13 protein-coding genes are annotated in these 14964 nt (G+C 71.1%); 10 read left to right on the plus strand and 3 right to left on the minus strand.

Going from position 1 to position 14964, the window contains the following annotated elements; translation table 11 throughout:
- Nucleotides 1-278 precede the first annotated feature (278 nt).
- The 3 genes from UA74_RS31395 (at nt 279) to UA74_RS02235 (ending at nt 4052) form a co-directional block, all read left to right on the plus strand.
- On the plus strand, nt 279-1904 hold the full coding sequence (locus tag UA74_RS31395) for a hypothetical protein (protein WP_075763763.1): 1626 nt from the start codon (nt 279-281) through the stop codon (nt 1902-1904).
- Nucleotides 1901-2803: a sugar phosphate isomerase/epimerase family protein gene (locus tag UA74_RS02230; RefSeq protein ID WP_232237603.1), complete on the plus strand. Its 903-nt coding sequence runs from the start codon at nt 1901-1903 to the stop codon at nt 2801-2803. The genes UA74_RS31395 and UA74_RS02230 overlap by 4 nt, the downstream gene beginning before the upstream one ends.
- A 322-nt stretch (nt 2804-3125) precedes the next feature.
- Entirely contained in the window at nt 3126-4052 is a 927-nt protein-coding gene (locus tag UA74_RS02235) for a proline dehydrogenase family protein (RefSeq protein WP_075743320.1), read from the plus strand.
- Here UA74_RS02235 and proC read toward each other — a convergent pair whose 3' ends face one another.
- Nucleotides 4053-4904, minus strand: a complete 852-nt coding sequence (gene proC / locus UA74_RS02240) for a pyrroline-5-carboxylate reductase (RefSeq protein WP_075738435.1) — start codon at nt 4902-4904, stop codon at nt 4053-4055.
- Between the two features lie 992 nt (nt 4905-5896).
- On the opposite strand from proC, the gene UA74_RS02245 reads away from it, so the two are divergent.
- From UA74_RS02245 to UA74_RS02260, 4 genes are all read left to right on the plus strand, one after another.
- Nucleotides 5897-6109 (plus strand): helix-turn-helix domain-containing protein, encoded by a 213-nt coding sequence (locus tag UA74_RS02245; protein WP_075738437.1) that lies wholly within the window; start codon nt 5897-5899, stop codon nt 6107-6109.
- Between the two features lie 139 nt (nt 6110-6248).
- Nucleotides 6249-6350, plus strand: a complete 102-nt coding sequence (locus UA74_RS02250) for a 30S ribosomal protein bS22 (protein WP_010241351.1) — start codon at nt 6249-6251, stop codon at nt 6348-6350.
- A 129-nt stretch (nt 6351-6479) separates the two neighbouring features.
- Entirely contained in the window at nt 6480-7532 is a 1053-nt protein-coding gene (locus UA74_RS02255) for an NAD-dependent epimerase/dehydratase family protein (protein WP_075763765.1), read from the plus strand.
- 176 nt (nt 7533-7708) lie between these two features.
- Complete coding sequence (locus UA74_RS02260) at nt 7709-8962, plus strand: lysophospholipid acyltransferase family protein (RefSeq protein ID WP_404799959.1); 1254 nt, start codon at nt 7709-7711, stop codon at nt 8960-8962.
- A gap of 87 nt (nt 8963-9049) precedes the next feature.
- On the opposite strand, the gene UA74_RS02265 is transcribed toward UA74_RS02260, so the two are convergent.
- Nucleotides 9050-9955, minus strand: a complete 906-nt coding sequence (locus tag UA74_RS02265; protein WP_075738441.1) for an HAD family hydrolase — start codon at nt 9953-9955, stop codon at nt 9050-9052.
- 341 nt (nt 9956-10296) lie between these two features.
- Complete coding sequence (locus UA74_RS02270; RefSeq protein ID WP_075738443.1) at nt 10297-10863, minus strand: sigma-70 family RNA polymerase sigma factor; 567 nt, start codon at nt 10861-10863, stop codon at nt 10297-10299.
- 792 nt (nt 10864-11655) lie between these two features.
- Between UA74_RS02270 and UA74_RS02275 the strand changes: the two genes are divergently transcribed.
- From UA74_RS02275 to UA74_RS02285, 3 genes are all read left to right on the plus strand, one after another.
- Entirely contained in the window at nt 11656-12813 is a 1158-nt protein-coding gene (locus UA74_RS02275) for an acyl-CoA dehydrogenase family protein (RefSeq protein WP_075738445.1), read from the plus strand.
- 1 nt (nt 12814) lies between these two features.
- On the plus strand, nt 12815-13057 hold the full coding sequence (locus UA74_RS02280) for a glutaredoxin family protein (RefSeq protein ID WP_075738447.1): 243 nt from the start codon (nt 12815-12817) through the stop codon (nt 13055-13057).
- A gap of 218 nt (nt 13058-13275) precedes the next feature.
- A complete protein-coding gene (locus UA74_RS02285; protein ID WP_075765918.1) occupies nt 13276-14796 on the plus strand; it encodes a molybdopterin-dependent oxidoreductase in 1521 nt (506 codons plus the stop codon).
- Nucleotides 14797-14964 lie beyond the last annotated feature (168 nt).

Consider the following 14964-nt stretch of genomic DNA (forward strand, 5'->3'; position numbering starts at 1 on the left):
TCGGCCGAGCGGACCCCTGCTCGACTCGACGCGGTCCGAGACGGCGGGGCGACGATTCGGCGGCGGTGACATCGGCCACCATGCGAGCGTCGCCCACCCGAGCGACGAGCGACCTGTGGACGTTGCCCGGCGGGGGCATGCGCAGCGTCTGGATGAGGTCTGGATGAGACTGATGGGAGTGTGCGGACAACCGTGATGACCCCCGCATCAGGGCGACCCACGCGACAACCGTCGTGTTCCACTGGACGCACAGGCCCGACCGGGGCACGGTGGATCCAATGAGTGGGGACGACCGATCGGACCAGGACGCCCCCCGCAGCGTCGCCGAGCTGCTCGCCGCCTACGGCAGCAGCGAAGGCAAGAACGCGCAGGGGGGCGGAAGGCGTCGGCGGCGACGAGCCGAGGACGCCTCGGAGGCGGCTCCGCAAGAGATCATCGAACGGGTGCTCTCCGACAGCGGCCGGATGCGCCGCATCCGCGACGATGAACTGGAGCCGCCGCCCGCGACTCCACCGCCGCCCGCCGCGCAGCCGGGACCGCCCGGCGCCCGCCCCGACCCGAGCGCAGTGCAGGGCCCGCCGCCCGCCGCCCGGCCGCCCGGCCCGGCGCCGCAGCCGCCTCGCTCCTACGAGGGCTATGAGGACCCGTACGGCGCCGTGCAGTACGGCGGCGCTTCGGCGACCCCGTACCCGGACCAGGCCTACCCCGAGCAGGCCTACCCGGACCAGGGCTATCCCGACCAGGCATACCCGGCCCAGGCCTACCCCGAGGAGGGCTATCCCGATCGGGGCTTTCCGGCGGATCATCCGGATCAGGCCTACCCGAACCGGGACTACCCGGAGCGGGACTACGACGACGGACCGGGGCCGGACGCTCGACAGCCTGCCGGGCCGCCCCCGCCCCACGCCGCGCCTGCGGGCCCTCGCGGCTATCCGGGTTACGCGGACGACCTGACCGCGACCACCCAGCATCCGGTGATTCGGGACGAGCCCGACGCGGACCTGACGACCTCGGTCGCGGGCAGGCTCGGCGGTGGTGACGATGCGCCGCCGACGCGTCGCGAGCCGATGACCGAGCAGCTTCCCCGCATCGCGGTCCCGCCGGACTTCGACGACGAGTCGGACGCGGTCGCCGGGGCGGGCACCACCGCGTCCGAACAGACGATGGCGGGCACCGACTGGTTCGAGGACAGCTACGCGGGCGGCCAGATCCCGCCGTACCAGGACCCGCCGGAGGACGACCACTTCCCGGCGGCGGCCTCCGCGACCGCTGTGTCGCCGATGCCCGGCATCGCCCCGCCAGTGCCCGGCGTCTCCGCGTCCGAGGAGACGCAGCAGCAGCGGATCGTCGACGGCGGGGACGAGTACCTCGACGACTTCGGGGGGCTCTACGGGGACCGGATCGACGGACACCCCTCGGAGACGCCCGCGCCGTCGGACCCGGCCGACGAGCGCTACGACGACTACGGCGACCTCGACGACGCGGAGGACGACGCGGCGTTCGACGGCCGCGCCACCCGCGCCGCCCGTGACGACCTCGACGAGTACGACGACTACGAGGACGGGTCCTACCCCGAGGACGGCACCTACCGCGACGGGGACGAGGCAGACGCCGACGCCGAGGAGGAGGAAGAGCGCCGCTCGCCGCTCGTCGAGTGGCTGGTGATGGCCGGACAGCTCATCGGCGGCGTGGTCGGCGGCGGTGCGCTCTGGCTCGCCTTCCAATGGCTGTGGGAGAGCATTCCGCCGTTGGCACTGGGGCTCGCGCTGCTGGTGACCACCGGGCTCGTCTTCGCGGTGCGACGAATTCGCCGGACCGACGACCTGAACACCACGTTGTTCACCGTGCTGGTCGGGCTGATCGTGACCGTCTCGCCCGCCGCCCTGCTGCTACTCGGGCTGTGAACACGGCGGCCGGGCACTCCGCGACGGGCGGACCGAGGCGACGCCGGATTCCGGTCGGGCTGTCCACCGCATCGGTCTGGCCGCAGCCGGTCGAGGCGGCGTTCGGCATCGCCGCCGACCTCGGCTACGACGGGGTCGAGTTGATGGTCTGGGCCGATCAGGTCAGTCAGGACCCGGCGGCCGTGCTGCGCCTGGCCCGAAGCCACGGCGTGCCGGTGTTGGCGGTGCATGCGCCCTGCCTGCTGATCACCCAGCGGGTGTGGTCGGCCGACCCGGAGGAACGGCTGCGCCGGGCCGTGTCGGCGGCGGGCGACCTGGGGGCGAGCACCGTGGTGGTGCATCCGCCGTTCCGCTGGCAGCGTCGCTACGCCGACGGCTTCGCCGACCTGGTCGAGGAGCTGTATCAGAGCAGCGGCATCGCCGTGGCGGTGGAGAACATGTTCCCGCTGCGCCCGCCGAACCCCCGGCGCTTCGGGTCCAGGATGCAGGCGGCCCGGCTCCGGCCGATGGCCGCGCCCGCGCCGTTGCAGGTGTCGGCCTTCCGGCCGTCGCCGGACCCGACTGACGAGGGACATCGGCACTACACGCTGGATCTCTCGCACACCGCCGCCGCGCACGTCGACGCGATGGAGCTGGCGGCCAGGATGGGTAGTGGACTCCGACACATCCACCTGGCCGACGGCAGCGGACTGGCCAAGGACCAGCACCTCCTGCCGGGTCGAGGCGAGCAGCCCTGCGGCCTGCTCTGCGAACATCTCGCGCAGAGCGACTTCGACGGCACCGTCGTCGTGGAGGTCAACACCAGAAAGGCCCGGACGCCGGAGGATCGGGCGGCCGAGCTGGCCGAGGCCCTGGCCTTCGCGCGGCTGCATCTCTTCCGGGATTCCCTACAGTCCTGAGCCCGGTCACCGATCCGTCCCGAGGCGAGCGGCCGAGGCGGACACCCGGGTCGACGGCGGCGAGCACTCGCGCGTGGAATCCGCGCGCCGAAGGGACAGCCGGGGCCGCCGATTCCGCCCGCCGGGACTGGTCGCTCTCCGGCATCGCGCGCCCGGCGTCCGGCCCGGCCGGAACGCTCGCCGACGGCGCCGTGCGCGGCCCCGTGCGAGGCGGGCAGGCGGTCGCCGTGCTGGTCACAGGGTGTGTCGGCTCCGTCGCGCCAGCTGCTCGTCACCAGCCCGGATGACGCGGCACGATGTTCGGCGTCGTACAGTGCCGCTCGTGAACCCGCTGCGCAGTCTGATCCTCGCTGCGGCAGGCAACGATGCCCTACGCCGCCTGGTCGCCACCACTCCCGTCAGCCGTGACGTCGTACGTCGCTTCGTCGCAGGAGAGACGACCGCCGACGCGGTGGCCGTCGCTCGCGACCTCGTCGACTCCGGGCTGACCGTCACCCTCGACCACCTCGGTGAGGACACCACCGACAAGGCGCTGGCCGAGTCTTCCGTTCGGGCCTACCTCGACGTCCTGGACCGGCTTCGGGAGGAGGGACTGGCCTCCCGCGTCGAGGTCAGCGTCAAGCTCTCCGCCGTGGGCCAGGTCCTCGACGAGCGACTGGGTCTCGACAACGCCGCGCGGATCTGCGCGGCTGCCGAACAGGCGGGGACCACGGTCACCCTCGACATGGAGGACCACACCACCACCGACTCCACGCTGCGGGTGCTCGCCGAGCTGCGCCGGACCTGGCCGAGCACCGGCGGGGTGCTCCAGTCCTATCTGCATCGGACCAGGGCCGACGCGCAGGCGTTGGCGGGCGCGGGTTCGCGGGTGCGGCTGTGCAAGGGCGCCTACGCCGAGCCGGAGTCGGTCGCCTTCCCCACCATGCACGAGGTCGATCGCTCCTATGTCCAGTGTGCGAACGACCTCCTCGCGGGCGAGGGCTACCCGATGTTCGCCACGCACGACCCCCGGCTGATCGAGATCGTCTCCGAGCAGGCGCGGCTCCACGAGCGGGCACCCGGCAGCTACGAGTTCCAGATGCTGCACGGCGTCCGTCCCGACGAGCAGCTTCGGCTGTCGGCGGCAGGGGAGACCGTGCGGGTGTACCTGCCGTACGGCCAGGAGTGGTACGGCTACCTGATGCGCCGACTCGCGGAGCGCCCGGCCAACACCGCGCTGTTCCTGCGGGCGTTGACGTCCCGACGCTGATCAGCCCTGATCGGTCGTCGAGCCGATCTCGTGGGCTCGCCCGAGCTCGACGGACCGATCCCTGGCGGCCTCGATGGCGTCGAGCAGTGCGGCCCGGACCCCGTGCTTCTCCAGCTCCCGGATCGCCGCGATCGTGGTGCCCGCAGGCGAGGTGACCGCCTCCCGCAGCATCACCGGGTGGCCCTCGGCGCCGCGCAGCATCGTCGCCGCGCCGACGGCCGACTGCACGATCAGCTCGGCGGCCATCGCCCTGGGGATGCCCACCAGGATGCCCGCGTCGATCATCGCCTCGACGAGGTAGAAGAAGTAGGCCGGGCCGGAGCCGGACAGCGCGGTCACCGCGTCCTGCTGCCCCTCCGGCGCCCTGCGGACCTTGCCGACGCTGCCGAGCAGCTCCTCGACGAGATCGAGCTGCTCGTCGGTGGCGTGCCGCCCGGCGGAGATCACGCTCATTGCCTCGCCGACGAGCATCGGCGTGTTGGGCATGACCCGCACGACCGAGGTCCCCTCGGGCAGCCTCGCCTCGAACAGTCCGGTCGGCAGGCCCGCGCACAGGGACACGACCAGGCTGCGCGGCCGGTCGGAGCCGCCGCGGTGGGCCAGTCGCGGTTCGAGTTCGTCCAGCAGGGGCTCGATGTCCTGCGGCTTGACCGCCACGACCAGTACGTCGGCCTCTTCGGCTGCGGCGGGCACGTCCACCGCCCGCACCCCGTAGCGCTCGGCCAGCTCGGCGGCACGCTGCGGATGACGTTCGGTGAACAGCAGGTCCGAGGCGCGGCGGCCTGCGCTCAGCAGACCGGACAGCAGCGCCTCACCGATCTTCCCCGCACCCAGCACGGCAATCTTGGTCATGGCGCCACAGCGTGCCGGCCGCCGCCGACCCCGCGCCACTCGCCGCGCAGCCGATACCGGCCGGGCAGCCCCCGGCTCGGCACCCAGCTGATCCCCCGCCTGCGGTGACGATCCCTGCTCGTGCGGGCCGGCCCCGGGTGTCGGTGCCGGGCTCGGTCGCCTGCGGGGACCGCGAGACGGCGGCGGCCGGCCCGGCGGGGATTCGTTCGCAGCGCGTCACACGGTCGCGTGCGGACCGCAGTGGGTCGACCAGGGCCTAGGGCGGGTCCCCTGCGCGGGAATGCCACCGGGGTGCTCAGCGCGATCTGAGAGCCTGTCTCTGGTCCCGCTGGAGTCGTGAGCGGGGATTGGCGTGGCTGAGCTGCCAGGGGACAGGAGCGAGCCAGGACGGAGTGATGGCGACCGGCGACGCCGCAGATCGCCACGCCTGCCCCGCGCAACTCCGAAGGCAGGGATCGCAGACCGGCTCTGGGCCGTCCACAGCGCGGGGCGGCCGTGCCTCGGTCGCCGGCCGCTCAGGGTGGCTCTCCGGCCGTTCGGTGGGCTCTGTCCGGAGCCGCCGAGCACGCGGCACCGAAGCCGTCGCGGGCGAAAGCCGTGGATGCCGTAGCCGCCGGAGTCCGGCCCCCAGACCCGGATGTCGGACCGGCAGGCGGCGACGCCGGAGAACCCGCCGTCGTTCACCGGACCGGGTCTGTTCGCCGGATCGGGGCTCGACGTCACCCGGTGGCGTCGTCCTACCCGGGTGGTCGCGTCGCAGTCGGCTGCCCGCCCTGCCCGGTCCACGTCGTCGCCGCCGTCGGGCACCCGCCTGTCGCGTAGGCAGGCGGACCGGGGCCGAGACCGTACTGCCCTGGTGGTGCCCCCGCGAGCCGTCTCGACTGTCGCAGCCACCCCAGATACCCCGTTACTCTCGGAGGAGCACATGCGTGTCGATACCGTCGGGAGGGGAAGCCCGGCGGCGCGACAGGTGCTGAAGGGTGCGATGACCCATGTCCATGCAGGAGGAGCACACAGAGGGACTCGGACAGGTTCGGTTTCTGACGGTCGCGGAGGTGGCCGCGCTCATGCGCGTCTCCAAGATGACCGTCTACCGACTCGTGCACTCGGGCGAGCTGCCCGCGGTGCGGGTGGGCCGGTCCTTCCGCGTTCAGGAGAAGGCAGTACACAGCTATCTGGACCGAGCGTATTTCGACGCGGGATGAGGTCGATGCGGCCCGGTCTAGAAGATCCGAAGCTCACAGGTACCCTGGAAGGCCGTTCGTGTCGTGTGCCTGCAACCTGCTCTGAGCGCACCAGCACGAGCCAGGTTCGACCACTCACAAGGACAGCGAGGAATCCCGGATGGGCTCGGTTATCAAGAAGCGCCGCAAGCGGATGTCGAAGAAGAAGCACCGCAAGCTGCTTCGCAAGACCCGTGTGCAGCGGCGCAAGTTGGGCAAGTAGACCCGAGCCGCGCCAAGCGCCCGCACCTTCCACGGTGCGGGCGCGCTCATGTCCGGCGCCGGTTCGTCGGCGACGACTTCTCCTCCTCGGTAGCATCACGGTGAGTCCGGCGCCGAGGGAGGAAACGTGATGAAGCCTCGCGTGGTGCTGGTGACCGGCGTCGCGGGCTTCCTCGGCGGCAGTCTGGCGGCGCGGCTCGCGCGAGATCCCGAGGTCGAGCGGGTGCTGGGAGTGGACGTCGTGCCGCCCGCACCCGAGCTTCGACATGCCCTGGGCCGGGCCGAATTCATCCGGGCCGACATTCGCAATCCGTTGATCGCCAAGGTGGTCGCCGCCGCCAGGGTGGACACCGTCGTGCACACCGCCGTCACCCCGTCGGCCTCGTCGCGAGGCAGCCGATCGGTGATGAAGGAGATGAACGTCCTCGGCACGATGCAGCTCCTCGCCGCGTGCCAGACGGCGCCGACCGTCGATCGGCTGGTGCTGAAGTCCTCCAGCGCCGTCTACGGCGCCAGCTCCCGCGACCCGGCGATGTTCACCGAGCAGATGGGCCCCAAGGAGCTGCCCTCCGGCGGCTACGCCAAGGACGCCGCCGAGATCGAGGGCTACCTGCGCGCGTTCGGCAGGCGCAGGCCCGATGTGGACATCACCACGCTGCGGTTCGTCAACTTCATCGGGCCGAACATCGACACGGCGCTGACCCGGTATTTCGCCCTGCCCGTCGTCCCGACGGTGCTGGGCCACGACGCTCGCGTGCAGCTGCTGCATCCCGAAGACGCCCTGGCGGTGCTCGAACGCGCCACGCTGTGTCGGCTGCCGGGCGTGTTCAACGTCGGCGGCGACGGCGTCATCATGCTGTCGCAGGCGGTGCGGCGGGCCGGGCGGGTGCCGTTGCCGGTGCCGAGCACCGCCGTGCGGCCGGTCGGCAATCTACTGCGCGGCACGCGGCTGCTGGATCTCTCCCCGGACCAGGTGCGATTCCTGAACTTCGGCCGGGTGCTCGACACGACGCTGCTCAAGGAGCGCTTCGGCTTCACCCCGAGGTGGACCACCCGTCAGGCCTTCGACGACTTCGTGACGAGTCGCGGGCTCCGCCCGGTCGTCGATCAAGAGTGGCTCGCGACGGCCGAGCGCGGCATGCGGAATCGAGCGGCGGCGGCACAGGCTGATCGGACCGGTTGACCGGCGAGCCCGGCTCGATCGGCTCCGAGGTTCGGGCGGCAGAGTTGCCGCACACCCTCCATACCGGGTTCTCGTCGGTGATCTCAGCGCGAGGCCGGAGCGGGGGAAGGTCCTCCAGCGGCGGGTGACCGATGCGGGACAGACGACCACAGGTGGCGACTAGGAGGAGGCAGACGGTGGCCGATGCTCGGGTGATCCCGTTGCATGCCGTCGATCGTCGGACGACGTCGACGGGTACGGGATCGCAGCGACGAGTCAAGGCGGTGCCCGATCTCGGGGCCGCCGGGTCCGGCGCCGAACTGCCCGGCTCGGCGTCCGAAGGGCAGCCGTCCGGGACGCAGACCGGATCTCCGACCCCCGCCGAGACGAGCGGAACCGGCCACGAGACCTCCTCGGCGACAGCCGGCGGGGCTCGGCCGCCGGATCCCGCCTCCGCCGGACCAGGGGACGCTCGGGCCACGGGCGTGCGGGACCGGGCCACGGGGCAGGCCAACCCGGATCCCGCCCACGCAGGCGCCTCCCGAGCGGAGTCCGGACACTCGGGCTCCGGGGCGGGCTCGAGGGCTGCAGGCGCGGGGTCCGCAGATGCGGGCTGGGAGGAGCGGGCCGCCGAGGCGCTGGCCTTCCTACAGCGCAGGCTCACCGGCGACTATCGGGTGGACGACTTCGGCTTCGACCCCGACCTGACGGACTCGGTGTTCCTGCCCCCGCTGCGCCCGCTGTACGAGAAGTGGTTCCGGGTGGAGGCGCTCGGGCTGGACAACATCCCGACCGAGGGCGGCGCACTCGTGGTGGCGAACCACTCGGGCACCGTGCCGCTGGACGCCTTGATGACCACGGTGGCCATCCATGATCACCATCCGGGTAGACGGCATCTGCGGATGCTCGGCGCCGACCTGGTGTTCCGGCTGCCCGTCGTCGGGGCGATTGCCAGGAAGGCGGGGCACACGCTGGCCTGCAATCCGGACGCGGAGCGGCTCCTGCGCGCGGGCGAGGTCGTCGGGGTCTGGCCGGAGGGCTTCAAGGGCATCGGCAAGCCGTTCCGAGACCGGTACAAGCTGCAACGCTTCGGTCGGGGCGGCTTCGTCTCCGCCGCGCTGCGCACCGGGGTGCCCATCGTGCCGTGCTCGATCGTCGGAGCCGAGGAGACCTATCCGCTCCTCGGCGATCTCAAGCCGCTGGCGAGGCTGCTGGGACTGCCCTACTTCCCGGTCACGCCGCTCTTTCCCTGGCTCGGCCCGCTGGGGGCGATCCCGCTGCCCTCGAAGTGGTACATCGAGTTCGGCGAGCCGATCGTCACCGCCGACTTCGGCGAGGACGCCTGCGAGGACCCGATGCTGGTGTTCAACCTGACCGATCAGGTGCGCGAGACCATCCAGCAGACGCTGTATCGGCTGCTGGCCCGCCGGGGCGGCGTCTTCACCGACTGATCCGACCGATCTCGTCGAGGCCGGGTCTGCCGATGTTCGGCGAGCGGAGGCGCGTCGGGGCGGCGCCCGGCGTGGCGGGCGGCCTGGTCAGACGCGGGGGCGCTTGCGATACCGCAGGCCTGCGGCGACGGCACCGGCCAGTGCGCTCGCACCGAGGACCGAGTTGACCCCGATCCGAGCCGCACGCCTGCCGGTGCGGAAGTCTCTGATCTCCCAGCCCTGTCGCCGCGCGTGCTCCCGCAGCGTCTGGTCGGGGTTGACGGCGACGGCGGTGCCCACCGTGGTGAGCATCGGGATGTCGTTGGAGGAGTCCGAATAGGCGCTGCAGCGGCGCAGGTGGAGACCCTGTGCCGCAGCGAGCGCGCGGACCGCCTGGGCCTTCGACCTGCCGTGCAGGAGGTCACCGACCAGCCGACCTGTGTACACGCCGTCTCGGCTCTCCGCGACCGTGCCGAGCGCACCGGTCAACCCCAGCCTGCGCGCGATCGTCTGGGCCAGTTCGACGGGGGTGGCGGTGACCAGCCAGACCCGCTGCCCGGCGTCCAGATGCATCTGGGCGAGTGCGCGGGTGCCGGTCCAGATCCGGTCGGCCATCAGCTCGTCGTAGATCTCCTCGCTGAGCTGGAGGATGTCCTCGACCTTGCGACCTGCCACGAAGGACAGTGCTTGTTCGCGGCTGGCCTGCACGTCCCCGGGATTCTCCCGTCCGCCCACCCGGAACTTGACCTGCTGCCAGGCGAACCCAACCAGATCAGAGGTGGTGAAGAACTTGCGAGCGGCCAGACCTCTGGCGAAGTGGAACATCGATGCGCCCATCATCATCGTGTTGTCCACGTCGAAGAAGGCCGCAGCAGTCAGGTCGGGGCGCTGAAGATACTGGTCCCCCGCCTCGGGTGGTGGGGACGTCGCGGCCGCCTCGGCTGAAGCCTGCCCCGCGCGCGCAGCCCGCTCCTCCAGTTGCCGGCTGTTCTCGCGCTTCCGCCACAGTGGCACCGCAGCGCCTCCAGATCCGGTGGTCCCTCCGCCTCGAATCGGACATTCGAGGTAATGCGGCTCCTAGCCTAGCGATCGACCTGAGAGCCCGTCTTCGATCCCTGCTTTCGGAGTTGCGTGGCGATCTGCGGCGTCGTCGTCGGTCGCCATGACTTCGTTATGGCTCGATCCTGTCGCCTGGCAGATCATCCGCGCCGATCCGCGCCCACGACTCCAGCGGGTCGAAGGCAGGCTCTGCAGAGCCCGTCGCCGATCCCCGCTCGCGGACCGAGCAGGATCGCAGGCAGGACAGGAGCCGTGACGCGTCTTCCCCGCGCCGGGTGTGCGTGGAAAGGGTGTGATCATCGCAGGCTCGTGCGCAGAAGTCCCGCCAGGCGCCGCACCGCGCGTTGCTGAAGGGCACGGACGGCTGCCTCGTTGCGGCCGAGCAGGTGGGCGGTCTCGGCGACGGACAGGCCGTAGAGAAAGCGCAGTCGCAGGCATTCCTGCTGGTCGGCAACGAGCCTGCCGAGTTGGCCCGTGACCTCGACGAGGGTCATCCGCGCAAGCACCTGTTGTTCTGGGTCCAAGGCCAGGTGATGCGCGGGGAGTCGGGAGTTGGGGTCCTCCGTGGGGACCTCCAGGCGGTGTCGGCTCGACTTCAGGTGATCGAAGACGAGGTTCCTGGCGATGGTGACGAGCCAGGCGCCGAGGTCGCGACCCTGGTAGCGCAGTGTTCCGATGCGCCGGAGCGCGCGGAGGAAGGTCTCGCTGGTCAGATCCTCGGCGAGGCCGTGGTCCCCGAGCCGATGCAGCGTGTACCGGTGGACGAGTCCCGCGTAGCGCCGGTAGATCAGGGCGAAGGCCTGGGGGTCGCCTGCCTGGGCGGCCCTGACCAGTTCCCAGGCATCCGTCTCGGGCTTGGGCATGAACCCTCCCCGACATCCATATTGCAATGAGTGACTGAATGTGTGCTCAATGTGACCGACGCCTGGATTCTGTCGGCTTTCCGGTCGCTGCGTCCACTTCTGCCCGGTAAATCACCAGGTAGTCCATCCATGGCGCCCGCTGCCTACCCACGGTGACGAGAGTTGTTCTCAGCGCCGTCTACGCCTCGGACCGGGGGATCTGCGTGACCCTTCGTCGGTTCGGGCGGGTGCGGACCGTAGCGGTGAGTCCGCGCGGGGTGGTCGCCGGTCCGGCACCTCGTCCGGCGCGACGCCTGTTCTGGGCACACCTGTCCGAGATGTCCGGCTGCGGGTCCATCGACGGTTCGCCTCACCTCGGGGCTGTGCGGCGTGGCGGGTGGCGAGCCCGCCCTCGCTGCCGTGCTCTCGGTGCGGGCGAGGCCCCTCGGCGGCGGACGTGCCCTCGGTGTCTGCGTGCTTCCGCCGCCGCGACCGGGAGACCGGGGCGACGTGACTCCTGCGGCGCCGGTCGAACCTGAGAGCCTGTCTTTAATCCCCACTTTCCTGTTGCGCGGGGCAGGCGCGGCGATCTGCGGCGTTGTCGTCAGTCAACATCACTTTCGTTATGCCTCCTTCCGCCGCCTGGCAGCTCCACGCTGATCACCGCTCACGACTCCAGGGGATCACAGACAGACTCTTAGTTGGACTTCCAAGTGTCGGTCGCCCCACAATCAGGGGTGACCCGGCGGCGAGGCCTGCACCACGAGTGCGAGTCGACGCCGAAGAGCAGACGAGTGGTGGAGGTCGGACGCTGTGAGTGCGCCCGTCGTTGATCATCGATCGCCCGATCCCGAAGCAGCCGAGCTGATCGCCTTGGTCCGAGAGATCGGCCGCCGCGAACTGGCACCACAGGTGAACGAGGCCGAGGCCGAGCACAGATTCCCCAGGGACCTGTTCCGGACCCTCGGCAGGGCGGGCCTTCTCGGGCTGCCCTATCCCGAGGACCACGGTGGTGGCGGCCTGCGGCAGGAGCTCTATCTCCAGGTCGTGGAGGAACTCTCCCGGTACTGGCTGGCCGTCGGCCTCGGGGTCAGCGTGCACACCCTCGCCTGTCACGGACTCGCCTCCTTCGGCACGCCGGAACAGCAGGCCAGGTGGCTGCCGGAGATGTTGGGTGGCGACCAGCTCGGCGCCTACTGCCTGTCCGAGCCGCATGCGGGCTCCGATGCGGCCGCCCTGCGGACGCGCGCGGAGGTCCAGCCCGACGGCGGCTACCGGCTCACCGGCACCAAGGCGTGGATCACGCACGGCGGTGTCGCGGACTTCTACCTGGTGCTGGCCCGTACCGGCGAGGCCGGACCGAAGGGGATCAGCGCCTTCCTGGTCCGGTCCGACGACGAGGGGATCTCGGCGGCCCCGCCGGAGCGCAAGATGGGCGCCAGGTCCTCGGTGACGGCCCAGGTGTCCTTCGACGGCGTCCCCCTGTCCGCCGATCGGCTGATCGGCGCGCCGGGCGGGGGCTTCGGCGTGGCGATGTCCGCGCTGGCCTGCGGCAGGCTCGGCATCGCGGCAGGCGCCGTCGGAGTCGCGCAGGCCGCCCTGGACGTCGCCGTCGCCTATGCCAGAGAGCGCACCGCCTTCGGTCGCTCGATCGCCGACTTCCAGGGCGTCTCGTTCCTGCTCGCCGACGCGGCGGCGGGCATCGAGGCGGCACGGCAGCTGTACCTCTACGCCGCCCGTCGCAAGGACGACGGCCTGCCCTTCTCCACCGAGGCCGCGATGGCCAAGCTGATCGCCACCGACACCTGCATGCGGGTCACCACCGACATGGTCCAGGTGCTGGGCGGCGCAGGCTACGTCGAAGATCACCCGGTCGAGCGCTACATGCGGGAGGCCAAGATGCTCCAGATCGTGGAGGGCACGAACCAGATCCAGCGACTGGTGATCGGCCGCGAACTGGTACAAGGATGAGATGTCCGCTCATCGGGTGACCCTGCTGGTCAGAGAGTCCTGTCATTCCTGCGTCGAGGCCGAGGCCGACGTCCGGCGCATCTGCCACGAGCTCGACGTGCCCTGGTCGGCGGTGGACGTCGACACCGACCTGGAGCTGCGGGGGGAGTACGGCGACCGGGTGCCGGTCATCCTCATCGACGACGTCGAGCACGGGTACTGGCGCGTCGAGGAACCCCGGTTCCGCGCCGCGCTGGCTCGCTGAACACTGGACCGTCGGCACCATCCGCCCGGTCGGCGCGAGCCGATCGGGCGACTCGAGTGAACCGCCGGGGCCGCTGCGACGAACATTGAGGCGTGGACCACGACAGCGATGAGCTTGCGAGCGGACGACCTGCCGGAGACGACGGCCCTCCCGTAGCCGAGGGCGGGCCGGGCACGGCCACGCCTCGGCGTGGCGAGCCGCTCGGCGCCGGTGTCGCCATGATGATCGCCCTGGCGGCGGCGGCTGCGGCCCTGGCCTCGGGCCACCTGGTCGCGGGGCTGCTCGATCCCAGCTCCTCGCCGTTCCTCGCCGTGGGCAACACGGCGATCGATCTCACACCGGCGCCGGTGAAGGACTTCGCCATCGCGGTGTTCGGCACGGCGGACAAGATCGCGCTGCTGGTCGGCATGGCGCTGGTGATCGCGCTGGCAGCGGTCGGTGCGGGGCTGGCGTCTCGACGCAGCGCCTTGGTCGGCACGGCCGCGATCGGCCTGTTCGGCCTGCTCGGCACGGCGGCGGTCCTGGTGCGTCCCGACTTCGGTCCGCTGTCGCTCGCCGCGCCCCTGGTGAGCCTGGCCGTGGGCGTCCTGGCCTTCCGACTGCTGCACTCCCTGGCGGCCTCGGCGGCCGAGGCAGAGGTGCGGGCGATGCCGGGAGAGCAGTCGGCAGGGCCGGACCGGCGGCGGGTGCTGCTCTCGACCGGTGCCGTGGTCCTCGGCGCCGGTGCGGCGGGCCTGGGCGGTCAGGTCTTGGCGGGCGGCATCGATCCCGAGGCACAGCGGGCCGAGATCGGCGATCTGGTCCCCGAGACACCTGTGCCCGCGCTGCCTGCGGGCGCGGACTTCGCCAAGGTGGGCACGCCGACGTTCATCACGCCGAACGAGGACTTCTACCGCATCGACACCGCACTGCGCGTGCCGAGGATCAGGGTCGAGGACTGGAGCCTGCGGATTCACGGGATGGTGGATCGGGAGCTGACCCTCACCTTCGACGATCTCCGGAGCAGGCCGCTGGTCGAGAAGACGATCACCATGGTCTGTGTGTCGAACGAGATCGGCGGGGATCTGATCTCCACCGCGAACTTCATCGGCGTGCCGCTGCGGGACGTCCTCGAGGAGGCAGGCGTCCAGTCCGGCGCCGAGCAGCTCTTCAGCACCAGCTCCGACGGCTGGACGGCCGGGACCCCGATCGACGTCCTGCTGGAGTCCGACCGGAACGCGTTGCTGGCCATCGGGATGAACGGCGAGCCGCTGCCCGCCGAGCACGGATTCCCGGTCCGCATGGTCGTTCCCGGACTCTACGGATTCGTCTCCGCGACCAAATGGCTGGTCGATGCCGAGGTGACCACCTTCGACCGGCCTGCCTACTGGGAGCAGCGCGGCTGGGCGCGGGAGGCGCCGATCAAGACGCAGTCCCGGATCGACCGGCCGCGGCCCTTCGACGAGGTGCCGACGGGGCGACTCACGGCGGCGGGCATCGCGTGGGCACAGCACACCGGCATCGACCGGGTCGAGGTCCGACTCGACGGCGGTGCGTGGCAGGAGGCGCTGCTGTCGACCGAGGTCAACGACCAGACCTGGCGGATGTGGCGCATCGAACTCGACGTGCCGTCGGGCAGCAGGCGGATCGAATGTCGTGCGACGGATCGCAACGGCCAGACCCAGCCGGAGGAGCGCGTGAATCCGGTTCCCGACGGCGCCACCGGCTGGCATTCCGTGCTCTTCACGGCGAACGGCTGACGAACCGTCCCGACCGACCCTTTCGGGTGTTCTCGACGCATCGAGTGTGGTGACGGGGCGCCGAATTCGACCGGGTTCGACGCCGCCCGCCGAAGGTTCTTCGACGAATTCGGCCGCCGATGTCGGATGACCCCGCCGACTACCGCGTTCGGTTCTGACCCCGACGCA

Source organism: Actinoalloteichus fjordicus (genome assembly GCF_001941625.1).
Classification (GTDB): domain Bacteria; phylum Actinomycetota; class Actinomycetes; order Mycobacteriales; family Pseudonocardiaceae; genus Actinoalloteichus_A; species Actinoalloteichus_A fjordicus.

Bases quoted from the DNA above. Each gene is read 5' to 3' on its own strand.
- UA74_RS31395 (WP_075763763.1), top strand. From the start codon at position 279: ATGAGTGGGGACGACCGATCGGACCAGGACGCCCCCCGCAGCGTCGCC.
- proC (WP_075738435.1), bottom strand. From the start codon at position 4,904: ATGACCAAGATTGCCGTGCTGGGTGCGGGGAAGATCGGTGAGGCGCTG.
- UA74_RS02245 (WP_075738437.1), top strand. From the start codon at position 5,897: ATGTCCATGCAGGAGGAGCACACAGAGGGACTCGGACAGGTTCGGTTT.
- UA74_RS02250 (WP_010241351.1), top strand. From the start codon at position 6,249: ATGGGCTCGGTTATCAAGAAGCGCCGCAAGCGGATGTCGAAGAAGAAG.
- UA74_RS02255 (WP_075763765.1), top strand. From the start codon at position 6,480: ATGAAGCCTCGCGTGGTGCTGGTGACCGGCGTCGCGGGCTTCCTCGGC.
- UA74_RS02270 (WP_075738443.1), bottom strand. From the start codon at position 10,863: ATGCCCAAGCCCGAGACGGATGCCTGGGAACTGGTCAGGGCCGCCCAG.
- UA74_RS02280 (WP_075738447.1), top strand. From the start codon at position 12,815: ATGTCCGCTCATCGGGTGACCCTGCTGGTCAGAGAGTCCTGTCATTCC.
- UA74_RS02285 (WP_075765918.1), top strand. From the start codon at position 13,276: ATGATGATCGCCCTGGCGGCGGCGGCTGCGGCCCTGGCCTCGGGCCAC.